Origin of the sequence: Nonomuraea sp. NPDC049695 (assembly GCF_040674955.1) — a bacterium.
Lineage (GTDB): Bacteria > Actinomycetota > Actinomycetes > Streptosporangiales > Streptosporangiaceae > Nonomuraea > Nonomuraea helvata.
The window spans coordinates 1-23280 of sequence record NZ_JBFANV010000067.1; the positions used below are offsets into that span (position 1 = coordinate 1).

General features: G+C 71.3%; 21 protein-coding genes and 1 pseudogene. 13 read left to right on the forward strand and 9 right to left on the reverse strand.

Annotation, left to right across the window (positions count from 1 at the left end; all coding sequences use genetic code 11):
- Positions 1 to 95 precede the first annotated feature (95 nt).
- The 4 genes and pseudogenes from infB to rimP all read right to left on the reverse strand — a co-directional run.
- Positions 96 to 2963: pseudogene (gene infB, locus AB0J64_RS40235) on the reverse strand (translation initiation factor IF-2); the annotation flags it as partial.
- Positions 2964 to 3075: 112 nt separating this feature from the next.
- Entirely contained in the window at positions 3076 to 3387 is a 312-nt protein-coding gene (locus tag AB0J64_RS40240) for a YlxR family protein (protein WP_344986547.1), read from the reverse strand.
- Positions 3371 to 4375: a transcription termination factor NusA gene (gene nusA, locus AB0J64_RS40245; RefSeq protein WP_364039733.1), complete on the reverse strand. Its 1005-nt coding sequence runs from the start codon at positions 4373 to 4375 to the stop codon at positions 3371 to 3373. The genes AB0J64_RS40240 and nusA overlap by 17 nt, the downstream gene beginning before the upstream one ends.
- A 12-nt stretch (positions 4376 to 4387) precedes the next feature.
- The gene (gene rimP, locus AB0J64_RS40250; RefSeq protein ID WP_364039736.1) at positions 4388 to 4873 is read right to left on the reverse strand and encodes a ribosome maturation factor RimP; all 486 of its coding nucleotides are present in this window, start codon (positions 4871 to 4873) and stop codon (positions 4388 to 4390) included.
- Between the two features lie 310 nt (positions 4874 to 5183).
- On the opposite strand from rimP, the gene AB0J64_RS40255 reads away from it, so the two are divergent.
- A complete protein-coding gene (locus tag AB0J64_RS40255; protein ID WP_364039739.1) occupies positions 5184 to 5648 on the forward strand; it encodes a hypothetical protein in 465 nt (154 codons plus the stop codon).
- The gene (locus AB0J64_RS40260) at positions 5645 to 6115 is read left to right on the forward strand and encodes a ferritin-like domain-containing protein (protein ID WP_364039742.1); all 471 of its coding nucleotides are present in this window, start codon (positions 5645 to 5647) and stop codon (positions 6113 to 6115) included. The genes AB0J64_RS40255 and AB0J64_RS40260 overlap by 4 nt, the downstream gene beginning before the upstream one ends.
- A 38-nt stretch (positions 6116 to 6153) precedes the next feature.
- Here the strand turns inward: AB0J64_RS40260 and AB0J64_RS40265 are convergent, their stop codons facing one another.
- Positions 6154 to 7248, reverse strand: coding sequence for a DUF5937 family protein (locus AB0J64_RS40265; protein WP_364039745.1), 1095 nt, complete (start codon positions 7246 to 7248; stop codon positions 6154 to 6156).
- Positions 7249 to 7316: 68 nt separating this feature from the next.
- On the opposite strand from AB0J64_RS40265, the gene AB0J64_RS40270 reads away from it, so the two are divergent.
- From AB0J64_RS40270 to AB0J64_RS40290, 5 genes are read left to right on the forward strand one after another with little or no spacing between them, the layout of a single operon-like run.
- Complete coding sequence (locus AB0J64_RS40270) at positions 7317 to 8165, forward strand: hypothetical protein (RefSeq protein WP_364039748.1); 849 nt, start codon at positions 7317 to 7319, stop codon at positions 8163 to 8165.
- Positions 8162 to 9148, forward strand: coding sequence for a tripartite tricarboxylate transporter substrate binding protein (locus tag AB0J64_RS40275; protein ID WP_364039751.1), 987 nt, complete (start codon positions 8162 to 8164; stop codon positions 9146 to 9148). The genes AB0J64_RS40270 and AB0J64_RS40275 overlap by 4 nt, the downstream gene beginning before the upstream one ends.
- Positions 9145 to 9612, forward strand: coding sequence for a tripartite tricarboxylate transporter TctB family protein (locus tag AB0J64_RS40280; RefSeq protein ID WP_364039754.1), 468 nt, complete (start codon positions 9145 to 9147; stop codon positions 9610 to 9612). Before AB0J64_RS40275 ends, AB0J64_RS40280 begins: the two co-directional genes overlap by 4 nt.
- A 1-nt stretch (position 9613) precedes the next feature.
- On the forward strand, positions 9614 to 11113 hold the full coding sequence (locus AB0J64_RS40285) for a tripartite tricarboxylate transporter permease (RefSeq protein ID WP_364039757.1): 1500 nt from the start codon (positions 9614 to 9616) through the stop codon (positions 11111 to 11113).
- Positions 11114 to 11163: 50 nt separating this feature from the next.
- The gene (locus AB0J64_RS40290; RefSeq protein ID WP_364039760.1) at positions 11164 to 11430 is read left to right on the forward strand and encodes a hypothetical protein; all 267 of its coding nucleotides are present in this window, start codon (positions 11164 to 11166) and stop codon (positions 11428 to 11430) included.
- Between the two features lie 365 nt (positions 11431 to 11795).
- Here AB0J64_RS40290 and AB0J64_RS40295 read toward each other — a convergent pair whose 3' ends face one another.
- Entirely contained in the window at positions 11796 to 13538 is a 1743-nt protein-coding gene (locus AB0J64_RS40295) for a proline--tRNA ligase (RefSeq protein WP_364039763.1), read from the reverse strand.
- Between the two features lie 84 nt (positions 13539 to 13622).
- Complete coding sequence (locus AB0J64_RS40300) at positions 13623 to 14294, reverse strand: hypothetical protein (protein WP_364039766.1); 672 nt, start codon at positions 14292 to 14294, stop codon at positions 13623 to 13625.
- Between the two features lie 136 nt (positions 14295 to 14430).
- On the opposite strand from AB0J64_RS40300, the gene AB0J64_RS40305 reads away from it, so the two are divergent.
- Positions 14431 to 15366, forward strand: coding sequence for an acyl-CoA dehydrogenase family protein (locus AB0J64_RS40305; RefSeq protein WP_364039769.1), 936 nt, complete (start codon positions 14431 to 14433; stop codon positions 15364 to 15366).
- Positions 15367 to 15466: 100 nt separating this feature from the next.
- On the opposite strand, the gene AB0J64_RS40310 is transcribed toward AB0J64_RS40305, so the two are convergent.
- Positions 15467 to 15949 (reverse strand): hypothetical protein, encoded by a 483-nt coding sequence (locus tag AB0J64_RS40310; RefSeq protein ID WP_364039771.1) that lies wholly within the window; start codon positions 15947 to 15949, stop codon positions 15467 to 15469.
- Between the two features lie 94 nt (positions 15950 to 16043).
- Here AB0J64_RS40310 and AB0J64_RS40315 point away from each other — a divergent pair, with 94 nt between their 5' ends.
- From AB0J64_RS40315 to AB0J64_RS40335, 5 genes are all read left to right on the forward strand, one after another.
- Entirely contained in the window at positions 16044 to 17111 is a 1068-nt protein-coding gene (locus AB0J64_RS40315; protein WP_364039774.1) for an LLM class flavin-dependent oxidoreductase, read from the forward strand.
- On the forward strand, positions 17111 to 18160 hold the full coding sequence (locus AB0J64_RS40320; protein ID WP_364039777.1) for a hypothetical protein: 1050 nt from the start codon (positions 17111 to 17113) through the stop codon (positions 18158 to 18160). Before AB0J64_RS40315 ends, AB0J64_RS40320 begins: the two co-directional genes overlap by 1 nt.
- A gap of 9 nt (positions 18161 to 18169) precedes the next feature.
- The gene (locus tag AB0J64_RS40325) at positions 18170 to 19708 is read left to right on the forward strand and encodes an AMP-binding protein (protein WP_364039780.1); all 1539 of its coding nucleotides are present in this window, start codon (positions 18170 to 18172) and stop codon (positions 19706 to 19708) included.
- A gap of 287 nt (positions 19709 to 19995) precedes the next feature.
- Positions 19996 to 21297, forward strand: a complete 1302-nt coding sequence (locus tag AB0J64_RS40330) for an FAD-dependent oxidoreductase (RefSeq protein ID WP_364039783.1) — start codon at positions 19996 to 19998, stop codon at positions 21295 to 21297.
- Positions 21281 to 22426 (forward strand): aldolase, encoded by a 1146-nt coding sequence (locus AB0J64_RS40335; RefSeq protein WP_364039786.1) that lies wholly within the window; start codon positions 21281 to 21283, stop codon positions 22424 to 22426. The genes AB0J64_RS40330 and AB0J64_RS40335 overlap by 17 nt, the downstream gene beginning before the upstream one ends.
- Positions 22427 to 22439: 13 nt before the next feature.
- Here AB0J64_RS40335 and AB0J64_RS40340 read toward each other — a convergent pair whose 3' ends face one another.
- Positions 22440 to 23120, reverse strand: coding sequence for a copper homeostasis protein CutC (locus tag AB0J64_RS40340; protein WP_364039788.1), 681 nt, complete (start codon positions 23118 to 23120; stop codon positions 22440 to 22442).
- Positions 23121 to 23280 lie beyond the last annotated feature (160 nt).

Genomic DNA, 23280 nt, shown 5'->3' on the forward strand with positions numbered 1-23280 from the left:
TTCAAGGCCGAGGCGGAGCAGCGCTGGCTGGACCACTGCGAGGCCGTTTCCAAGGAGAAGAAGACGTCATGACTGTGGTGGTGAGTTTGCGGGACCTCGCGGACTTCGGCGGTGCCCATCTGGACCTCTTCGAACTCGGGCTTGAGCATGCCCTTGAGCGCCGCTTCGATCTCCTCGATCGCCTGGTAGATGACCGAGTAGTAGCGGATGTCGACGCCCTCGCGCTCGGCCAGGTCGCGCGCCCGGGGTTCGGGGCGGACGTTGAAGCCGATGATGACCGCGTTGTCGTCGGCGACGGCCAGGTTGACGTCGTACTCGGTGATCGCGCCGACCGCGCGGTGCAGGACACGGAGCCTGACCTCGTCGCCGACGTCGATCTTGAGCAGGGCGTCTTCCAGAGCCTCCACCGAACCGGACACGTCACCCTTGATGATGAGCTTGAGCTCGTCGACGCGGCCCTTCTCGAGGTCGCTGAACAGCTCTTCGAGGGTGCGGCGACGGCTCGACTTCGCCATGTCGGCGCTGCGCTTGCGCGCCGCGCGCTGCTGGGCGATCTGCCGGGCCATCCGGTCGTCGGTGACCACGATGAAGTTGTCACCGGCGCTCGGCACGGCCGTCAGACCCATCACCAGGACCGGACGGGACGGCGTGGCCTCCTCGACCGCGTCGCCGTTGTCGTCGAGCATCGCGCGGACGCGGCCGAAGGCCTCGCCACACACGATCGAGTCGCCGACGCGCAGCGTGCCGCGCTGGACCAGGACGGTCGCGACAGGGCCGCGGCCCTTGTCGAGGTGCGCCTCGATCGCGATGCCCTGGGCGTCCATCGTCGGGTTGGCCCGCAGGTCGAGCTCGGCGTCCGCGGTCAGCAGGATGGCCTCGAGGAGGTTGTCGATGCCCGTGCCGTTCTTCGCCGAGATGTCGACGAACAGGGTCGAGCCACCGTACTCCTCGGCCACCAGACCGTACTCGGTGAGCTGGGCACGGACCTTGTTGGGGTCGGCGCCCTCCTTGTCGATCTTGTTGACCGCGACCACGATCGGCACGTCGGCCGCCTGGGCGTGGTTGAGAGCCTCGATCGTCTGCGGCTTCACACCGTCGTCGGCCGCGACCACCAGCACCGCGATGTCGGTGGACTTGGCGCCTCGGGCACGCATGGCGGTGAACGCCTCGTGACCCGGGGTGTCGATGAAGGTGATCTTCCGGTCTTCGCCCTCGTGCTCCGCGGAGACCTGGTAAGCGCCGATGTGCTGGGTGATGCCACCCGCCTCGCGCGCCACCACGTTGGTCTTGCGGATGGCGTCGAGCAGCTTGGTCTTACCGTGGTCGACGTGACCCATGACGGTCACGACCGGCGGACGCGCGGCCAGGTCGGCCTCGTCGCCCTCGTCCTCGCCGAACTCGATGTCGAAGGCCTCGAGAAGCTCGCGGTCCTCCTCCTCGGGGCTGACGACCTGGATGTTGTAGTCCAGCTCGCCGCCGAGGATCTGCAGCGTGTCCTCGCTCACCGACTGCGTCGCGGTCACCATCTCGCCGAGGTGCAGCATGATCTGCACGAGCGAGGCCGGGTTCGCGCCGATGCGGTCGGCGAAGTCGGACAGCGACGCGCCGCGCGGAAGGCGGATCGTCGCACCGTTGCCACGAGCGACCTGCACGCCGCCGATCGCCGGCGCCGACATGTTGTCGAACTCCTGGCGCCTCTGCCGCTTCGACTTGCGCCCGCGAGCCGGACGGCCGCCGGGACGCCCGAAGGCACCCGCGGTGCCGCCGCCACGGCCACGGCCGCCGGGGCCGGGACGGCCGCCGAAGCCACCGCCGCCACCACCGGGACCGCCGGTGCCGGTGCGCTGACCGGTGCCGCCGCCACCACCGGGACGGCCGGCGAAGCCGCCGCCGCCACCGGGACGACCGCCGCCGCCGCCGCCGGGACGGCCACCGCCGCCACCGCCGGGACGACCGCCACCGCCGCCACCGCCACCCGGACGGCCACCGCCGCCGGGGCCGGCAGGACGACCCTGCGGCATCATCATCGGGTTGGGACGCGGACCGCCGGGACGGGGACCGCCCGCACCGGGACCAGGACGCGGACCACCGGCACCGGGCGGGCCGGGACGCGGACCGGGCCTGGGCCCGGCGTCGCTACGGCCCTGCGGCGGGCGGGGACCTGCGCCCTCACGGTCACGCGGCGGGCCGTCGCGACGCTCGCGCTGGCCGGGACCGCCTCCGTCACGCGGGCCGCCCGGACGCGGCGGACGGGACTGGCCCATGCCGCTGGCGGTCGAGGAGAACGGGTTGTTGCCGGGACGCGGACCGCGCGGGCCGGGCTTGGGACCCGGGCCGGGACGCGGGCCACCACCGGTGGGCGCGCCGGGACGCGGCGCCTGCCGGTCACCCCGGTCGCCACGGTCGCCGCGGTCACTCCGGTCGCCGCCTGCGGGCCCGGGACGGGCCGCGGGACCCGGCCTGGGGCCGGGACGGGCGCCGGCGGGGCCGGGACGCGGACCGGGAGTCGGGCGCGCGGGCGCGCCGCTCTCGAATCGTGCTTGCGGAGCCCCGGAAGTCTCACCGCGAGCGGCCTCAGGCTGCTGCTGCGGCTGGTGCGGCATGGGCACCGGCGGGCGCGGCTGACCGCCGCCCGCGGGGCCGGGCCGCGGACCGGGCTTGGGACCCGGACCCGGACGTGGGGCTGAGGGGACCGGCGCCTGCGCGGCGCCGTTACCGGCCTGGCTTTCCGCCGGCCGGGGCGCAGCCTTCGGCGGCTGCGGCTTGTTGGACGGCTGTCCGCCGCCCCTGGAGGGCCCACCCTTCGATGCGCCCAGAGCTTCGGTGAGCCTGCGGACCACCGGCGCCTCGATGGTCGAGGACGCCGAGCGGACGAACTCTCCCATCTCTTGGAGCTTGGCCATGACGACCTTGCTCTCTACGCCGAACTCCTTAGCGAGCTCGTATACCCGGACCTTCGCCACTGCACTCCCTTACTCGGCCCGGGAGGCTGGCTATGCCGTCCGGACCGTCGCTACCTTGACGTCTTCATCGCCGCGTGCTCATCAGGCGCTCATAGCAATCTGACTCCGCCCATCAACTCGGCGTCCTACATGACATTTCGGTGTCTCCTTCCAGGTGCGCTCGCACACGCGAGACGTCAAGCGGCCCCGGCACGCGAAAAGCGCGCGGGAACGCTCGGCGCCGCTCGGCAAGCTCCAGACAGCTCACGGACGGATGCAGCGATGCACCGCGGCCAGAAAGCCGTCCTCGCAGGTCAGGGACCACATGATCCTCGACCCGAACCAGGCGGAGCAGCTCGGACTTAGCCGTGCGAACCCTGCAGCCCACACAGGTGCGCTGTGGGACCGCTTGGCCACCATATTCCAGCTTACCGTGTTGACGCATCTACGGAACCGGCGGCATCTTCGGCTTGTGTGTCCGGCCGGATGTCGATCCGCCACCCGGTGAGTCTCGCGGCAAGCCGGGCGTTCTGCCCCTCTTTCCCGATGGCCAGCGAGAGCTGGTAGTCGGGCACGATCACCCGCGCGACGCGTCCCTCGAGATCGAGCACCTCGACATGGGAAACACGGGCCGGCGACAGCGCATTCCCCACGAACTCGCCCGGGTCCTCCGACCAGTCGATGATGTCGATCTTCTCGCCGTGCAGCTCGGTCATCACGTTGCGGACGCGCGAGCCCATCGGCCCGATGCAGGCGCCCTTGGCGTTGACGCCAGGCTTGCGCGACCTGACCGCGATCTTCGTACGGTGGCCCGCCTCGCGCGCCACCGCCGCGATCTCCACGGTGCCGTCGGCGATCTCGGGCACCTCCAGCGCGAACAGCTTCTTCACCAGCCCGGGGTGCGTGCGCGAGAGGGTGACCGAGGGGCCCTTGTGGCCCTTCTTCACCTGGACGACGTAGGCGCGGATGCGCTCGCCGTGCACGTACTCCTCGCCGGGGACCTGCTCGGCGTGCGGCAGCACCGCCTCGATCTTGCCGAGGTCGACCAGCACCACGCGCGGGTCCTTGCCCTGCTGGATGACGCCGGAGACCAGCTCGCCCTCGCGGCTGGCGAACTCACCGAAGTTGATCTCGTCCTCGGCGTCGCGCAGCTGCTGCAGGATGACCTGCTTGGCGGTGGTGGCGGCGATCCTGCTGAAGTTGTTAGGCGTGTCGTCGAACTCCCTGGCGACCTCGCCGTCCTCGTCGAGCTCGGCCGCCCAGATCGTGACGTGTCCGCTGCTCCTGTCGAGCTCGGCGCGCGCCTTGGACGCGGCGCCCTCGGTGCGGAAGTAGGCGATCAGCAACGCGTCCTCGATCGCCTTGACGACCAGGTCGAAGGAGATGTCCTTTTCCCGCTCCAGGCTGCGCAGGACGCTCATGTCGATGTCCACGACGGCTCCCCCCTAGCCTTCGTCGCCGTCGACGTCGTCGATCCGGCGGAACTCCACCTGTACCCGTCCCCGGGTCAGGTCCTCGTAATCAAGCCTGCGTACGCTGCCCTCGACATCGAGGTCGACACCGGCCTCGTCCGTGGCCACGATGCGGCCCTCCACCACGGCGCCGTCTTTCGTCTCCGCCTTCACCAGCCGCTTGGCCGCCCGGCGCCAGTGGCGCGGCTCGGTCAACGGGCGGTCGACGCCCGGAGAGGAGACCTCCAGCGTGTAAGCCGACTGGCCCATCGAGTCGTCGCCGTCCAGGGCCGTGGAGACGGCCTGGCTCACCTCGGCCACGTCGTCGAGGCTCACGCCGCCGTCGCGATCGACGATCACGCGTAGCAACCGCCTTTTGCCCGCCTGGGTGACCGTGATGTCCTCCAGGTCGAGGCCCTCCGCGCTGACCACGGGCTCAAGGAGCTTTATCAGGTGGTCGCGGGGTGATGCGCTGCCCATATCGACCTCCCCTATTGTCATGTCTCAGCCGGGCGGACCTCGCCTCTGGCTCCCGCCGTCCGGCTGCCCAGCCAGCGACGACAGTTGACACCCTATCTGTATGAGGGCACGGAAAGAGCGCCACTCGTCGTGGTCGAATGGCGGAGCGTCACCTGACAGCGATCCCGGGCACTAGCCCGTACGATGCTACCGATGAGAAAGCCGCCGAATGGCCTGCCGCTGCGGCATGCCTGAGGCGCGGCAGTAGGGCGGCGGTCCATGTGCGGCTTTCTTGTCGGTCTGCGCCACAGTCACTGGAGGTCCTAGCGCCGTGCGCCCGCGTCACCTCTCCCGGCGAGTCTTGCTGGCGGGCGGAGCGGCCGCTCTCACCGCCTGCAGCACGTCCGGCCCGCCTCAGCCGTCCGCGAAGGCCCCCGACTCCCCGGAGACCGTCCTGCTGAAAGGCCTGATCGCGGAGAAGGAGCGGACGATCGCGCTCTACTCCTCGCTGATCTCGGGCGGGGCGCAGAAGCTGGTCCCGTTCCGTGACCGCCACCAGGCCCATGTGAACGAGCTGCGCAAATACGTCACCGTGGCCTCGTCCTCGCCGCCGGTCACCCCCTCGGCCGCCGCCACTCCCAAGCCGTCGCTGTCGGGGCTGCGCGATCTGGAACGCAAGGCCGCCGCCCTGCGGGTCCGGCAGCTCGCCGGCGTCTCGCCCGGGGTGGCGCAGCTGATCGCCAGCATCGGGGCCTGCGAGGCCGCCCACGTCGTCGCCCTGCCGAGGTCGCTGTGAGCCCCGACGACATCGAGAAACTACGCAAGGCGCTGGCGGCCGAGCACGCGGTCCTGTTCGCGTACGGGCTGCTGGGCGCGCGCACGTCGGGGTCGCTGCGGGCCAGGATGAGCGCGGCCTTCGACGCCCACCGGGTGCGCCGCGACCAGCTGCGCGGGTTCATCACGGCGCGGGGCGGCCGGCCGGCCGAGCCCGACGCCTCCTACGCGCTGCCGTTCTTCCCCGCCGACCAGTCGCTGGCCGTCAAGCTGGCGGTGCACCTGGAGAGCGGCGTCACGGCCGCCTATCTCGAGCTGGCCGCCGCGCAGGACGTCACGCTGCGGCGCTATGCCGCACTGGCCATGCAGGAGGCCGTGACCCGCTCGTACGCCTTCCGCCCGGCCCAGCCCGCGGCCTTCCCCGGCATGCCGTCGGCGGCCGCCCCGCCGCCGGCGGCCTCGCCCTCGGCGACATCGAGCGGCGGATAGACCCTCCTTTGGAGGCCAGGCCGGGAGCCGGGGGTTCTTCACCGGTAGAGGACGGAGAGCAGGTCGGGGCCGAGGCGCTCGATGGCGGCGGCGTCCAGCTGGTAGTAGACCACCGAGCCGCGCCTGTGCGTGTGCACGAGCTGCGCCTCCCTCAGCCTGCGCAGGTGGCGTGAGACCTGGGGCGCGCTCATGCCGAGCTGAGTGGCCAGCTCGGACGTGGCGACGGGGTTGCGCAGGATCGCGTACGCGAGCCGCAGCCGCGTCGGGTCCTGGAGCGCGGCGAGCCGTCGCCTGGCCGTCTCCAGCGTCGGCGTGGCGGCCCCGTCGGCGCTGTACTGGATGACGACCGGGTAGCCGGGATAGTGCTTGATCACGAAGTGCGGCCTGCCGTGGACGGTCGGCACGAGCAGGCAGGGCCGTCCCTCGTCCACGCGGGCGGTGGCGTTGTAGAGCTTGTCGAACACGATCCGTAGCGGCTTGCGCGTGCTCGACACGGTGGACGTGGTGGACGCGGTGGACGCGGTGGACGTGGTCGGGAGGTCGGCCAGCACGAGCGGGCCGCGTCGGTGCAGGTCGCGCACGCGTTCGGCGCGGTCACGGTCGAGGGCCTGGCGCAGCGCGGGCCATTCGGCGTCGAAGGAGGCCGCGGCGAAGGCCGCGAGGAAGTCGAGGAGCTCCCGGCGGAACGCCTCGGGATCGGCGCGCAGCCGGGCGCCGATCTCCATGCGGCTGGTGGAGATCAGCCGCAGCCGCTGCAGCACCTCGTCACTGAGCCGGGGCGCCAGATCGGTGTCGTTCTTGCCGATCAGCGCCTGCGCGGTCATGGCCACGAAGTCGCCGATGGGCAGCTCGGCCACCTCCTGCAGCTCGTCCGCCAGCGTACGCCCCGAGCCGGCGGACAGCGGCAGCAGGTAGCGGGCGCGGAAGGCGCCCCAGAGCGGCGCCCAGGCGGCGGCCATGGTCAGCAGCCCGCCGTCCAGCTCGGCGTGCGCCCTGGCCAGCCAGGCGGCGCTGCCGGGGTGGTGGCCGGGCTCGTCGAGGACGTGCAGACAGGCGCAGAGCTCGGCCAGCGGAGAGCGCTGGACGGTGACGGATCCCGTGCCGGAGGAGTCGAGGAGGAGCGTGACGGCCACCCTGCACATTACCGCGTTCGCGTCAATCTTCTTGAGAGTCACTTGGTGTTTGCCCAGGCTGTCGGCTCATGGCTGAGGCACTGCACGTGGTCAAGCATCCGACCGGCTTCTATTCGGCGGGCGCGACGACCCTCTTCGCGTCGAGATACGACCAGCGGTTCTCCTACTGCTTGTACGTGCCGTCCGCGCACGACCCGGACGGCGCTCCCGTGCCCCTGGTCGTCCTGCAGCACGGCACCGGACGGCGCGGACCGCAGTACCGGGACAACTTCGCCGAGTGGGCCGAGGAGCACGGCAGCCTCGTCCTTGCCCCGCTCTTCCCCGCCGGTATCGGCGACGACCCCCACGACCTGCACAACTTCAAGTTCCTCAAGTACGGCGACATCCGCTTCGACCACGCGCTGCTGGCCATGGTCGACGAGGTGAGCGAGCGCTTCAACGTTCGGGCCGAACGGTTCCTGCTGCACGGGTTCTCCGGCGGCGGCCAGTTCGTGCACCGGTTCGCCTACCTGCACCCCGACCGGCTCGCCGGATTGTCAATCGGCGCACCAGGGCGGATAACGTACATCGATCGCAACAGCCCGTGGTGGATCGGGCTCAAGGGGTTCGAGGAGGAGTTCGGCAGCGCTCCCAGGGTGGAGGAGCTGCGCGACGTACCGGTGCAGATGGTGGTGGGCAGCGCGGACGTGGAGACCTGGGAGATCAACAACCAGGGCGACTCCAACTGGATGGACGGCGCCGACGCCTACGGGACCACCCGCATCGAGCGGCTCAGGGCGCTGCGCGACAACTTCGAGGCCCACGGCATCGCCGTGCGGTTCGACGTCGTGCCCGGCGTGGGGCACGACCCGATGCTCGTGCTCGAGCCGGTCAAGGACTTCTTCGCATCGATCCTCACCCCCCGGGAGTCATCATGAAGACCAAGCTGTTGGCCGCCGTCGCGGCGGCCGTAACCCTCACCGGCTGCGCCGTGGGCGAGGCCACCGAATCGGGCGGCGGCTACCCCGACAAGCCCCTGTCGATCATGGCGCCGGGCAGCCCCGGCGGCGGCTGGGACACGCGGGCGCGCGGCATCGCCAGCACGCTCAGCGAGTGCAAGGTGGCCGACGTGGACGCCACGGTCACGAACGTTCCGGGCGCGGGCGGCACGATCGGGCTGGCCCAGTTCGCCAAGAAGAAGGGCGACCCGTACCAGCTCATGGTCATGGACAGCGTGACCATGCTGGGCGGCATCGTGAACAACAAGTCGCCGGTCGACCTGTCCACGCTGACCCCCGTGGCCGGGCTGAGCCGGGGGCCGAGCGCGATCGTGGTGGCGAAGAAGTCTCCGTACAAGGACCTGAAGTCGCTGCTGGACGCGATGCAGGCCAAGCCGCACAGCGTCAAGTGGACGGGCGGCTCGCTCGGCGGGCCCGGCCAGATGACGGTGGCGGGGCTGGCCAAGGACCGCGACGTCGCCGCCAAGGAGGTCAACTTCGTGCCCACGGCGGGCGGCGGCGAGTCCATGAACCTGCTGCTCAGCGGCGCCGCGACGGCCGGCATCGACACCGTCGCCGAGCTGCGCGCGCAGATCTCCGCGGGCGAGCTGCGGGTGCTGGCTGTGGACTCGGAGCAGCGGGTCGCGGGCGTCGAGGCGCCCACGCTCAAGGAGCTGGGCCTGGGCAACGCGGCGATCTCCACGCTGGCCGGCGTGCTCGCTCCCGCGGGCCTGACCAAGGAGCAGCAGCAGGAGGTCATCGGCCTGCTGGACAAGGTGCGCCAGACCTCCTGCTGGAAGAAGGTGCTCGAGCGCAACAACTGGATCGAGGACTGGCGTCCCGGCGACCAGTTCGGCCAGGTGCTGTCCGAGCAGCGGACGCAGGTCACCACCATCCTGGGCGAGCTGGGACTGGGCAAGTGACACAGCGTCTCGTCTCGCTCGGCTTCCTCGCCGCCGCCGTGGTGGTGCTGGCCCAGGCGTTCGCGATCCCGCAGGGCGAGGGCTACCAGGCGGTGGGGCCGCGCGCCTTCCCGCTGCTGGTCGGGGCCGGGCTCGCGGTGGTGTCCTTCATCGGGGTCGTCCAGGCGTTCAGGCCCGGTACGCCGAGCGCCGCCACGGGCGACTCCGAGGAGCCGGAGGAGACGCACTGGCCTTCGGTGCTGCTCCTGATCGGCAGCCTGGTCGCGTACGCGCTGATCCTGGTCCCCGCGGGCTACTGGCAGGCGACCACCGCCTTCTTCGTGGCGGTCGCCCGGGTGCTGGGCAGCAGGCGGCTGCTGCGCGACGTGCTCGTGGGGCTGGTGCTGGCGCTGGCCACGTACTTCCTGTTCGACCGGCTCCTCGGCATCTCGCTGCCGCCCGGCCTGGTGAGATTGGCGATCTGAGATGGACGTCCTCGGCAACCTGCTGGACGGCTTCGGCCACGCGCTGAGTCTGCAGAACCTGCTGCTCGCCCTGCTCGGCGTCACCGTCGGCACGCTGGTGGGCGTGCTGCCCGGGCTCGGTCCCGCCACGACGATCGCGTTGCTGCTGCCGCTGACGTTCGTGTTCGACTCGGTCGGCGCGTTCGTGATGTTCGCCGGGATCTACTACGGCGGCATGTACGGCGGCTCGACGACCGCGATCCTGCTCAACATCCCGGGCGAGACGGCCTCGATCCCCACCACGCTCGAGGGCTATCCGATGGCCAGGCGCGGCCGGGCGGGGGCGGCGCTGGCGACGGCGGCCATCGGATCCTTCGTGGCCGGCACGATCTCCACGGTCGTCATCACCTTCCTGGCCCCCGGCATGTCGAACATCGCCAAGCTGATCCAGCCGGCCGAATACTTCTCGATCATGGTGCTGGCGTTCGTGACGGTGACCTCGCTGATGGGGGACTCGATCGTACGCGGGCTGTCGAGCCTGTTCCTCGGCCTGACCATCGGGATGGTCGGGATCGACCAGATGACCGGCCAGCCGCGCTTCGCCTTCGGCGTGCCCGAGCTCTACGAGGGGCTGTCGGTGGTGGCGGTCGCGGTGGGGTTGTTCGCGGTGGCGGAGGCGGTCTCCACGGCCGCCTCGCGGCACCGTCCCAGCCAGCCTCCCGTCACCGTGGACGGGAAGGTGGGGATGACCCGCGACGACTGGCGCAGGTCATGGAAGCCGTGGCTGCGCGGCACCCTGTTCGGCCTGCCGATCGGCTCGCTGCCCGCCGGCGGCGCCGAGCTGCCGACCTTCCTCAGCTACAACGTCGAGAAGCGGCTGTCCAAGCACAAGGAGGAGTTCGGGCAGGGCGCCATCGAGGGCGTGGCGGGGCCCGAGGCGGCCAACAACGCGGCGTTCTCGGGCGTGCTGGTGCCCCTGCTGACGCTGGGCATCCCGACGTCGGCCACGGCGAGCATGCTGCTGATCGCGTTCCAGATCTACAACGTGCAACCGGGGCCGCAGCTCTTCGACCAGCAGCCGGTGCTGGTGTGGACGCTGATCGCCAGCCTCTACATCGGGAACGTGATGCTCCTGGTGCTCAACCTGCCGCTGATCCGGGTCTGGGTGAAGCTCCTCTCCGTCCCCGCCGCCCTCCTCACGGCCGCCATCCTGACCTTCGCCACGCTGGGGGTCTACTCGATCTCGCAGAGCGTCTTCGAGGTGCTGGTGGCGTACGGGTTCGGGCTGCTGGGCTGGGTGCTGCACCGGGCCCGGTACCCGGTGGCGCCGCTGATCCTGGGGGCGGTGCTGGGGCCGTTGATGGAGGTCCAGTTCCGCCGGGCCCTGGCCTTCAGCGAGGGCGACCCCTCGGTCTTCGTCACCCGGCCGGTGTCGCTGGCGATCCTCCTCATCGCGGCCGCCTGCCTCGTCGGCCCCGCGCTGCTCCGGCGCCGCACCAAGACCCCCCTCCCCACGGCCTGACGGCCTGGGGGCCGGGGCCTTCCCCTGACGCCCACTCGGCGGTACGTGTCATGCCGCACCCCGGCACGGCCCAGCACACGGTCCACGGCCACGGGCGCGGGCGCGGCGCGAACGCAGGCGCGGCACGGCGCGGGCACGGCACGGGCGCAGCACGGAGGCGGCGCGGGCACGGCACGGGCGCAGCACGGAGGCGGCGCGGGGGCAGCACGGACGCGGCGCTGCGCGGCGCAGGCGCGGCGCGGTCCCACGCGATGGGGCGGCCCGAGGTGGCGACGCGACGTGACGTGGCGGCATGGCACGACCTGGCGGCGGCATAGATCGGCGCCTCATGCGACACGGCAGCGCGCGCAACACAACGTGGCGACACCACGCGACGGCGCGGCAGCGCGCCGCCGCCTCAAGTGCGCCGCGTCGGCGAGACGTGGTGCGGCGGAGCCCGGCGCCATCGCACGGCGGCCCGCCATCAACGGCGCGCGGCACCCCCAACGCGGCGCTGAAAGACCCGCCAGGGTGAAACACCGGGAAGGCTCGGCTGCGTCGAGCGCACCGAGAAGGTTCGGGAGCCGTGCAAGTCCGCAGCGCCGGCCCGGTGTCGAGTACGCCGAAAAGGGCCGGGGAGCCCTGCAAACCCGCAGGGCCCGGCCGGCGTCGAGTGCGCCGGCCGGGCCCCGTGGGCGGTGTGTCAGCCGATGGCGGCCAGGATGCGGTCGGCGGCCTCAGCGAGCGGAATCTCCGACTTCTCCCCGGAAACCCGGTCCCGAAGCTCCACGACCCCCTGCGACAGCCCGCGTCCGACCACCACGATCGTGGGCACTCCCAGCAGCTCCGCGTCCTTGAACTTCACCCCGGGCGAGACCGACGGCCGGTCGTCCACCAGGACCCGCAGCCCGCGCGACTCCAGCGAAGCGCCCAGCTCCAGGGCGGCCTCCACCTGGTTCTCCTTGCCGGTCCCGACGATGTGCACGTCGGCGGGCGCCACCTCGCGCGGCCACACCAGCCCGAGCGAGTCGTGGGCCTGCTCGGCGATGACCGCCACGGCGCGGGAGACGCCGATGCCGTAGGAGCCCATCGTGATCCGGATCGGCTTGCCGTCGGGGCCCAGCGCGTCGAGGCCGGCGGCGTCGGCGTACTTGCGGCCGAGCTGGAAGATGTGGCCGATCTCGATGCCGCGGTCGATGGAGAGCTCGGAGCCGCAGCGGGGGCAGGGGTCGCCGGCGCGCACCTCGGCGGCCTCGATCGTGCCGTCGGGGATGAAGTCGCGCCCCGCCACCACGTTGGCGGCGTGCTTGCCGGGCTCGTTGGCCCCGGTCACCCAGGAGGTGCCGGTGACGACCCGGGGGTCGACGAGGTAGCGGATGCCGAGCGAGCGCAGGACCTGCGGCCCGATGTAGCCGCGTACGAGGCCGGGGTGCTTGGCGAAGTCGGCGGCCTCGAAGATGGCGGGCTCGCCGGGCGACAGCGCGGCCTCCAGGCGCTTGAAGTCGACCTCGCGGTCACCGGGCACGCCGATGACCAGGGTCTCGACCTTGTCGGAGCCCGGCGTGGAGACCTTGACGACGACGTTCTTGAGCGTGTCGGCGGCGGTGACGGACAGGCCGTGGTGCTCGTTGACGTACGACACCAGCGTCTCGATGGTCGGTGTGTCGGGCGTGTCGAGGACCTGCAGCGGCGCCGCGTCGTCGAACGAGCGGGCGGCGGGCGCGGGCGTGACGACGGCCTCGGCGTTGGCCGCGTAGCCGCACGCGTGGCAGGCCACGAACGCGTCCTCGCCCGTGGGCGTGGGCGCCAGGAACTCCTCCGACGCCGACCCGCCCATCGCCCCCGACTGGGCGAACACGATCTTGTAGTTGATGCCGAGCCGGTCGAAGGTGCGGATGTACGCGTCGCGGTGCTGCTCGTAGGAGTGCTTGAGCCCGTCGTCGTCGAGGTCGAACGAGTACGAGTCCTTCATGAGGAACTCGCGCCCGCGCAGGATCCCCGCGCGCGGCCGGGCCTCGTCGCGGTACTTCGTCTGGATCTGGTAGAGGGTGACCGGATAGTCCTTGTACGAGGAGTATTCGCCCTTGACCATGTCGGTGAAGAGCTCCTCGTGGGTGGGACCGAGGAGGTAGTCGGCGCCCTTGCGATCCTGGAGCCGGAAGATGTTGTCGCCGTACTCGGTCCAGCGGCCGGTGGCCTCGTAGTATTCGCGGGGCAGCAAGGCGGGGAAGAGCACTTCCTGGCCGCCCATCCGGTTCATCTCCTCGCGGACGATCCTGGTGACGTTCTCCAGCACCATCTTGCCGAGGGGCAGCCAGGAGTAGATGCCGGGCGCCACGCGGCGGACGTAGCCGGCGCGGACCAGGAGCTTGTGGCTCGGCACTTCCGCGTCTGCCGGGTCGTCCCGCAGGGTGCGAAGAAACAACGACGACATGCGCAGCAACACGGCTACTCCTTGCTCGAACCTGGATGTGAAGGATTACAGGCTATCGACTCGGAGCGGCACAGCGCTCGGGCTTATCCGCCGCACTCAGACGGTCAGGGGAATCCAGCCGGACAGGATGGCGGCCAGACAGGCCGCGAACACCCCGGCGAACACCGCCGACAGCGCGAGCGCCCGCGCCCGTCCCCGCGCCTTCCTGCGCAGCAGGAACACCAGCGCGACGGAGAGCAGACCGACCACCACCGCGGGACCGGGCCAGAACGACCGGTCGCTGTCGATGAACCCCGGGGTCGCCCGGTCCATCACGTCCGCGATCAGCGCGACGCCGACCGCGCCCGCCGCGAGGTCGCCCCAGACGTCATGCCTGCGGGTGGCGTAGGCCAGCAGGCCCAGGCCGACGAGCAGGACGATCGTCCAGTTGAGCCCGGCGGCGCTGCCGCCGATGACGTCGAAGGCCAGGCCGCCGCTGAGCGCGCCCGCGCCCATGGCGGCGACCAGCGTGGAGGCGGCCGCCAGGAACGTCGTCAGCAGCGCCCAGCCGAACCCGGACGCCGTCGCGCCCACGGCCAGCGACAGGGCGAGATAGACGTACGGATCATAGATCTGGCCGATCCATCCGGGACCCTTGCCGGCGAGGAACATGCCGACAAGCCCGACAGCGAGTCCTCCGAGGAAGGCTGTCAGGAGATGGCGTTCGATGCAGAGCTGCCGCCGGTCGTACTCGGCGAGGTCGGCATAGTCGATGCTGGTGTCGTTCATCTGAGAGTTCCCTGGTCGGCCGTACCCCTGGCCGCTCTTTGGGTTGACCTCTGTCAGATTATGTGACCGTACAGAAAAGGCAAATTTCGGTCATCCCAATGCCAAATCAAGCAATCGCTTGGTTAGCATGACCTTCATGGCACTCCCCGATGAGCTCGCCGCCGTCGTCCGCGACTACCTCGCCGACCGGCCGGACGCGCCGTGGCGGACGTTCGCGCGCGACGTGGGGATCGCGGGGCTGCTCGTGCCCGAAGAGCACGGCGGGGCGGGATGCGGCCCAGCCGAAATGGCCGCGGTGGCCGAGGAGCTGGGCCGGGTCCTGTCGCCCCATCCGTTCCTGCAGACAGCGGTGATGGCGGTCGAGGCGCTCATGTCGTGCGAGGCGTTCCACCTGCTCCCGGCCCTGGCCGACGGCTCGGTGACGGCGACCGTGGTGCTGCCGGGCGACGGGGCACTCCGGCTGGAGTCCGGCCTGCTCACGGGCATCGTCCCGTACGCGATGGCAGGCGAGCTGGTGCTGCTCTACGTGGACGGGCTGCTGGTGGAGGCCGTGCCGGCGCGGCGCAGGACGTACCGGACCATGGACGAGAGCCGGCCGCTGCAGGAGCTCTCCTTCCAGGGCACCCCGGTACGGCGGCTCGGCGACGGCGCGTCGTGGGCCCGCGTGCGCGACCTCGGGATCGCGGCGCTGGCCGCCGAGCAGGTGGGCGGGGCGCGGCGGTGCCTGGAGACGGCGGTGGAGCACGCGAAGGGGCGGCGGCAGTTCGGGCGGCCGATCGGGTCCTTCCAGGCGATCAAGCACAAGCTCGCCGACCTGCTGCTGCTGGTGGAGTCGGCCCGGTCGGCGGCCGGGGCGGCGGCCCGCGACGAGGTGTTCGCGGCGATCGCCGGCTCGTACTGCACAGAGGCGTATCTGGCGGCGGCGGGCGAGAACATCCAGATTCACGGCGGGATCGGCATCACGTGGGAGCATCCCGCGCACCGTTATCTCAAACGGGCGACCTCGGACGCGCAGCTGTTCGGGCCGCCGCAGTCCCACCGCGCCCGGCTGGCGGCCCACGCCCTCGGCTAGCACCGCCGGTCGCGAACGACCTGCACGTCGCCACCGCCGTAGGAGAAGGGGGAACGGCACGCGAAGTGGCCGCACCGCCGCACTCAAGGCGGCGAAGACGCTAGCCGCCGAGGAGTTCCTCCCATGGGTGGCGGGTGTTGGTGCGGCGCGTGGTGTCGAGCGCCTCGGCCAGGCGCCAGAGCCCGGGGCGTGCCCGTACGGTGGCCCGCCCCATCGGGTCGATCGCCCGCAGCTCGAACCGCACCCCCATCACGTCGAGCACGGCCGACCCGCCGTTCCCCGGGCCGGCCTCGGTGACGAGGGGGCCGTCGTGCTCGGGGTCACGCACCTGGTCGGTGAGCAGGGCGGCGACCTCGGACGCGTACGGGCCGTCGCGCCACTCGATGTGCCAGCTGTGGTCGGACCCGCGCCACCAGGTCAGATCGCGGCACGACTCGATGAAGTCGGCCTCGGTGGCGAGCGCGGCCATCACCCGGCCGAACGCCTCATATCTGCGGGCGCTGGTGAGCGAGAAGTCGTCGTCGGCGTCCGGATTCAAGCCGTCCTTCGGCCGCCGCAGCACGTGCTTTCGCTTCACAGGCATCCACTCTGATCGGGTGCCCGCCCTTCCCGCAAGTGTTCGCTGCTGATACGCTCTACCAAGCGAGCGCTTGGTTCACTATTTCGCCGGAGGCGCGATGACGTCCCTACGGATCAGCCTGGGGTATGAGTTGGAGGTCCGCGGCCGCACCCGCGAAGTGGAGCAGCAGGCGTTCAGGAACGTGGTCGAGCAGGTCGCGCTCGGCGACCGCCTGGGCTTCGACACCGCCTGGTTCGTGGAGCACCACTTCACCAGAGGCTTCTCCCACTCCTCCGCGCCTGACCTGGTCCTGGCCGCCATCTCACAGCGCACGGAGCGCATCCACCTCGGGCTGGGCGTGGTGCTGCTGCCGTTCCAGTCCCCCATCCGCACGGCCGAGCGCGTCGCCACGCTGGACGTGCTGAGCGGCGGCCGGGTCGAGTTCGGGACGGGGCGGGGCGCCTCCCCGCTGGAGTACCAGGCGTTCCAGCGGCCGTTCGAGAAGTCGCGGCAGATCTGGGAGGACTCCCTGGAGGCGACGCTGGCCATCTGGCAGGCCGACGGCGAGCCGGTCAGCCGGTCGAACGAGTTCTTCGAGATCCCCGACGTGGCCGTCTACCCGCGCCCGGTCCAGCGGCCGCATCCCCCGGTATGGGTGGCGTCGACCTCTTTGGAGGGATACCTGGCGGCAGCCAGGCACGGGTACAACCTGCTCGGCATGACGATGCTCAAGGGCATCGACGACGTGGCCTCCGACATCGCGAAATATCGGGAATGTCTGGCTGAGCATGGCTTCGACCCGGCGAGCCGGCGCGTCGCGCTGATGATCCCCTGGTACGTCGCCCCGACCCGCGACGAGGCGACGGCCACGGCCGCCGACGCCGTCCTGTGGTACATCCGCCGCCAGGTCAACCTGGTCACCCCGCCCGACTACTACGACGCCCGCCACGCCACGCACCGGGTGCTGGGGCAGCTGGCGGCCGGGCTGCCGCCCGAGGAGTCCATGGCCACGCTGCGCGAGAACCTGATGGTGGTGGTGGACGACGTGGAGGGCTCGCGCAAGGCCGTGGCCAGGATCGCCGAGGCGGGCGCGACGGACCTCATCATCCAGGCGCAGGTCGGCGGCCTGGCCCATGACCAGGTGTGCGACTCCATGACCCTGTTCATGACGGAAGTGGTGGTCTGATGACCCTCTGGCTCACCCGTGACGATCTCGGGGCCGCCGCGCACGCCGCCACCGGGCTCCTGCTCGTCTCCCCCGACGTGTCGAGCGCCGTCCGGCTGGAGCCGCAGGACCACAGTCTGACCGTGCAGGCGCTGCGCGAGGCGGGTGTGGGCGAGCGCGACCGCGTCGTGGTGGCCCTCGCCGAGCCCGCGGGGGCGCTCTGGGCGGCCGCCGCCGCGGACGTGGCGAGCGCCGCCGCGGACGTGGGCCCGCGCGGCCGGATGCGCCTGCACCACGCGCTGACCGCGCTGAAGGCGACCACCCTGGTCATCACCCCCACAGGTGCGATGGACTTCCTGGCCAGGCTGCACCTGGAGTTCCTGCTGGACCCGCTGGACCTCGGGCTCCGGAACATCATCCTGACCGGGGAGATCGCCTCCACGCGGACGATGGGCCATCTGGCGGGCGAGTTCGAGTCGAGTGTGACGGAGGTGTTCGCCGGTCCGTTCACCGGCGGCGCCCTGGCGTGGCGCGCCTCGGAGGAGGACCCGCTCACGCCTCTCGCGGACGGCGTCCTGCGCGTGGCGTCGCTGACCAAGGACGACGCCCCCGATCCCGCCGCCGAGCTCGCCGAACTGATCATCACCCCGCCGCCCGGCGACGCCGTGCTCAGGACCGGCCTGGTCACCCGGCTCGGCGGCACCGGTCGTGAGCACGGCATACCCGCGCCCGCCCACACGGTGGGCGACCACGTGCTGGTCAGAGGCGTGTGGCTGGCGCTGCCGCGCATCGAGAAGGCGCTGTCGAAGATCGACGGGGTGGCCGGCTGGGACCTTGCGATCAGCCGGCAGGGGACGCTGGACACGGCGACGTTGACGGTCACGTTCAGCCGGGCGAGCCTGGTCCGGAACCCCATGTGGAAGTCGAGGATCCAGCAGGCCGTCCACGCGCTGACCCCCATCTCGATCAACGTGGAGATCGCCCAGGACGTCTCCGAGACCCCCGCGCCGGGCACGGTGAACGACCTGCGCGGCCACCACCTCGGAAGGGACCGCGCTCTCATCACCTAGGGGCAATCGATGGCACCGATGCCGGACTGGGGAACGCTCCCCCGCATGCTGCGCGACCAGGCAGCCGACCATCCCGACGCCACCGTGGTCGCCGACGGCGGCACGCGGATGACGCTGTCCGAGCTGAGGGCCGCGGCCGCCAAGATCGCCCGTGGCCTCATCGCCCTCGGCGTCGCTCCCGGGGACCGGGTGGCGTTGTGGGGGCTGAACTCGGCGCACTGGGTGCGGCACGCGTTCGGCATCTGGGACGCGGGCGCGGTGATCGTGCCGCTCTCGTCCCGCTACAAGGGCATCGAGGCCGCCCAGATGATCGAGAAGACCGGCGCCAAGGTGCTGATCACCGGCGCGGGGCCGTCGGCGACCCCGCTCGCCGACCTCCTGCCGCCGATCCCCGGCCTGCACCACGCATCCGGCTTACGCGCGCGGGGCGCGCGGGTCTCTGCCGGGGAGGCCGAGGAACGGGCGCTCGCCGTCCGCCCGGACGACCTGTGCGAGATCATGTCCACGTCGGGCACCACCGGCGTGCCCAAGGGCGTCATGCTCGACCACGCCCAGGTCCTGCGCAGCTACTGGGACTGGTCCGAGATCGTCACCCTCGACGACCGCGACCGCTATCCGATCATCGCCCCGTTCAGTCACGGCTTCGGGCTGAACGCCGGGCTCATCGCCTCTGTCCTGCGCCGGGCCACGATGGTGCCGATCCCCATCTTCACGCCTGACGCGCTCATGTCGCTGATCTCGTCCGAGCGGATCACCGTACTGGCCGGGCCGCCGACCCTGTTCCACCGGATCCTGGACGAGCTGGACCGCGGCTCCTGGGACGTGTCGTCGCTGCGCGTGGCCATCTGCGGAGCCGCCGCCGTGCCGCCCAGCCTCATCACGCGGCTGGTGGAGCGGGTGGGGCTGGAGCGGATGATCAACGCGTACGGGCTGATGGAGGGCACGGTCGTCTCCATGACCAGGGCCGGGGACCCGATCGGCGTGATCGCCGACACCACGGGGCGGCCCGTGCCGGGGATCGAGGTCAAGATCGTGGACGACGACGGCAAGGAGGTCGCCGCCGGGGAGCGGGGGGAGATCCTGCAGCGGGGCTACGGGGTGATGCGGGGCTACTGGGGCGAGCCCGCCAGGACCGCCGAGGCCGTCGACCGGGACGGGTGGCTGCACACGGGGGACATCGGGGTGCTGGACCCGTACGGGAACCTCGCCATCGTGGACCGCAAGAAGGAGCTCTACATCGTCAACGGGTTCAACGTCTCGCCGGCCGAGGTGGAGTCGCTGCTGCTCAGGGAGGGGTCGCTGGCGCAGGCGGCCGTCGTGGGCGTGCCGGACGCGAGCACCGGGGAGTCGGGCCTGGCGTACGTCGTGCCGCGCCCGGGGGTCTCCGTCGATCCCGAGGCGCTGCTCGCCTGGGCTCGGGCGAACATGTCGAACTACAAGGTGCCCAAGCGGTTGGTCGTCGTGGACTCCCTTCCGACGAACGTGAACGGGAAGATCGACAAGCTGGCCCTCCGCACGTCGGCCGAGGCCCTTCTGCGGGAGAACTGAGGTCTCTCCGGGGCGGCCTGGGCGGAGTAGTGTCGAATTAGCGCCATATGCCCCGGGAGCCGTCATGCCGCGCCTGTTGGTCGACACATCCGGGACGCGCGCTGCCAGGCGAGGAACAAGGTGGGTGTTCCTCCGCTCCGTGGCGGTGCTGAGCGGCTACGTTGGCAGCAGCGATCATGCGGTACGCGCCGGGGACGGGTTCATGCGGACCGGCGACCGGGGATACATCGATCACACCGACCGGTTACATCGGGTGGGACAGGTGTAACCGAGTCTTAGGAGGCAGCGTGGCGTTGCACGTGGCGGTCATCGGGTCGGGCCCCGCCGGGATCTACACGGCCGAGGCTCTGGTGAAGCAGTCGGCGGAGCCCGTCGAGGTCGACGTCCTCGAACGCCTGCCGACCCCGTACGGGCTGGTCAGGTACGGCGTCGCACCCGACCACACGTCGATCAAGTCGATCGCCAACTACCTGCGGAGGGTGCTCGAGCTTCCTCAGGTCCGCTTCCTCGGCGGCGTCACGCTGGGCGAGCACGTGTCCGTCGAGGACCTGCTGAGCACGTACGACGCGGTGGTCTACTGCACGGGCGCGATGGTCGACAGGAAGCTCGGCATCCCCGGCGAGGACCTGCCGGGCAGTGTGGCGGCGACGGACTTCGTCAACTGGTACTGCGGGCACCCCGACGTCGATCCCGATCGGTTCACGCTCGACAGCCCCGAGGTGGCGGTGATCGGCGTCGGCAACGTGGCCGTGGACGTCGTACGCGTCCTCGCCAAGACCCACGAGGAGCTGCGTTCCACGGACGTACCGCACGACGTGCTCGAGCGCCTCGAGGAGAGCCAGGTCAAGGCCATCCACATGATCGGCCGCCGCGGCCCAGAACACGCCAAGTTCACCCTCAAGGAGCTGCGCGAGCTGGGCGAGCTGGCCAACGCCGACGTCTGCGTGCGCCCCGACGAGGCCGTCGTCCTGGGTGCCGACTTCCCGCGCCAGATCCAGGGCAACATCAAGGTCCTGCAGTCATGGGCCGCCCGCGAGCCGGTGGGCCGCCCGCGCCGCCTCGACGTGCGCTTCTGGCTGCGGCCCGTGGAGATCCTCGGCACCGAACGCGTGGAGGGGCTCAAGCTCGAACGCACCCGCCTGTCGGAGGACGGGCGCGTCGTGGGCATGGGCGAGTTCGAGACGCTCCCGGTCGGCATGGTGCTGCGCTCGGTCGGCTACCAGAGCGTGCCGCTGCCCGGGGTGCCGTTCTCCGAGAAGACCATGACCGTGCCGAACGACGCCGGACGGGTGCGTGACCGCGAATACGTGGCGGGCTGGCTCAAACGCGGTCCCACCGGGGTGATCGGCACGAACAAGTCCGACGCGGCGGAGACGGTCCGCACGCTCCTGGCCGACCTCGCGGGCCGCGTGCCGGTGAGCCGGGGCTCCATCGACGAGCTGCTGGCCGCCCGGGGGGTGCGTCCGGTGACGTACGAGGAGTGGCTGGTGATCGAGGCCGCCGAGGCCGAGCTGGCCAGGTCCCTGGGCCGGGGCGAACGCGTCAAGCTCGTCGGCCTGGAGGCAATGCTCCGTGCCTGCCGTCCCTGAGGGGTTCGAGGAGACCTACCGGGTCCAGCGGGCCCGCTATTTCCCGTCCGCCGACGTGGGCTGGCAGCCGGTCCACACCGTCTACGTCCCTGCCGACCGCGTCTCGGCCCGTACCGTCTCCGAGTGGGGCGATCAGGCGCTCTCCCTGGTCAAGGCGCATCTGGCCGATCCGGGCTCGCTGGCGGAGGTCTTCGGGGTGCCCTCCGGGCTGGGCTCCTCCGTGCACGCCAAGCTGGTGCGGAAGCTCTCGTCCGAGCCCGTCGAGGATCTGCGGATCGACTTCGAGGACGGGTACGGCGTACGTCCCGACCTGGTGGAGGACGAGCACGTGGCGCAGGCCGTCGAGGCGGTGGCCACGATGCACGCGGCGGGGGCGCTGCCGAGGCGGTGGGGGCCGCGGGTCAAGTCGTTCGCCGACGGTGATCCCGCGCGGTCGGTGCGCACGCTCGAGCTGCTCCTCACGGGAGTCGTCGAGCGGGCCGGCGAGCTGCCGCCCGGATTCACGGTCACCTTTCCCAAGGTCCTGATGGAGCCGTACCTCGGCCACTTCGCGGACGTGCTGGAGCGGCTCGAGGCGGAGCTGGACGTACGGCTGCGGTTCGAGATGCAGGTGGAGGCGCCGCAGACGCTGCACTTCCTGCGCGGGGACCTGGCGGAGTCGCTGGGCGGGCGGCTGGCCGCGGCGCATTTCGGCGTGTTCGACTACACGGCCGCGATCGGGCTGCCGCCCCACGAGCAGCGGCTCGACCATCCCGCGTGCGACCATGCCCGGCACGTGATGCAGACCGCGTTCGCGGGCACGGGGGTGGAGTTGTCGGACGGATCGCTGGCCGCCTCGCCCGCCTCCGACCTCGCGCCGGACGTGCACGCGCTGTGGCGGCGCCATGCCGAACTGGTCAGGCATTCCCTGCGGCACGGCTTCTATCAGGGGTGGGACATGCACCCTTCTCACCTGGTGAGCCGGTTCGCCACCGTCTACGCCTTCCACCTCGCCCGGTACGACGCGTACCAGGAGCGCGTGAGAGCTTGGGAGGAGCAGCGGGAGGCGGGGGGTGGCGTCATGGACGAGCCTGCCACCATCCGGACGCTGGTGGCCGCTCTGAGGCGCGCGGACGCGGCCCTGCCGTGAGAGGGGCCGGGTCTCAGTCGCGCTCGACCATGGCCCGCCACTGGCGTACGAGCCGCCACTCGACGGGGTCGGACCAGCTCGCCCGCACGGCGGAGCCGACGTGGAAGGCGCGGATGCCGTAGTCGAGCAGCGCCGGTACGTGCGTCGGCTTGAGCCCGCCGCCGGCCAGGATGATCGAGCCGTCACCCGCCTCGGCGCGCGCCTTCAGCACCGGCAGCCCCTCCCCTACGCCGTTGGGCGAGCCCGAAGTGAGCACGGTGGCGAGGTTGGGCAGCAGCCGCACGGCCCGCCAGGACGCCTGCACATCCGCCGCGTGGTCGACGGCCCGGTGGAACGTCCAGGGCAGCGGCGAGACGGCGTGGATGAGCGCCTCCGTGGCCGCGAGATCGACCTTCCCCGAGCCGTCGAGGAACCCGAACACGAACCCCGCCGCCCCTGCCTGCGCCAGCGCCTTGGCGTCCCGGCTCAGGCGCTCGAGCACGTCGGAGTCGGCGGTGAAGTGGGCGTCGCAGCGGAGCATGACCATCTGAGGAAGCGGGCACTCGGCGGCGATCGCGGCGACCGTCTCCGGTGACGGGGTCAACCCGTCGGCCGCCATGTCGGCGACGACCTCCAGCCGGTCGGCTCCACCCTGTTCAGCGGCCACGGCGTCGCGCACGTTCAGCGCGATGACCTCTAGCAGCGATCCGGTCATGGAGGAGAGGTTATATGGTGCTCTGCACCATTCCGCCGCAGATCACGGCAAATTGTCCCGCCGCACGGGCGCACGGCACACGGGCGCATGGCGCGAGAGGCCCGTCGCATGCGGCCCCTGGCCCCGTGATGTTGGGGGCGGGGTCGGTGGCCGCATGCGC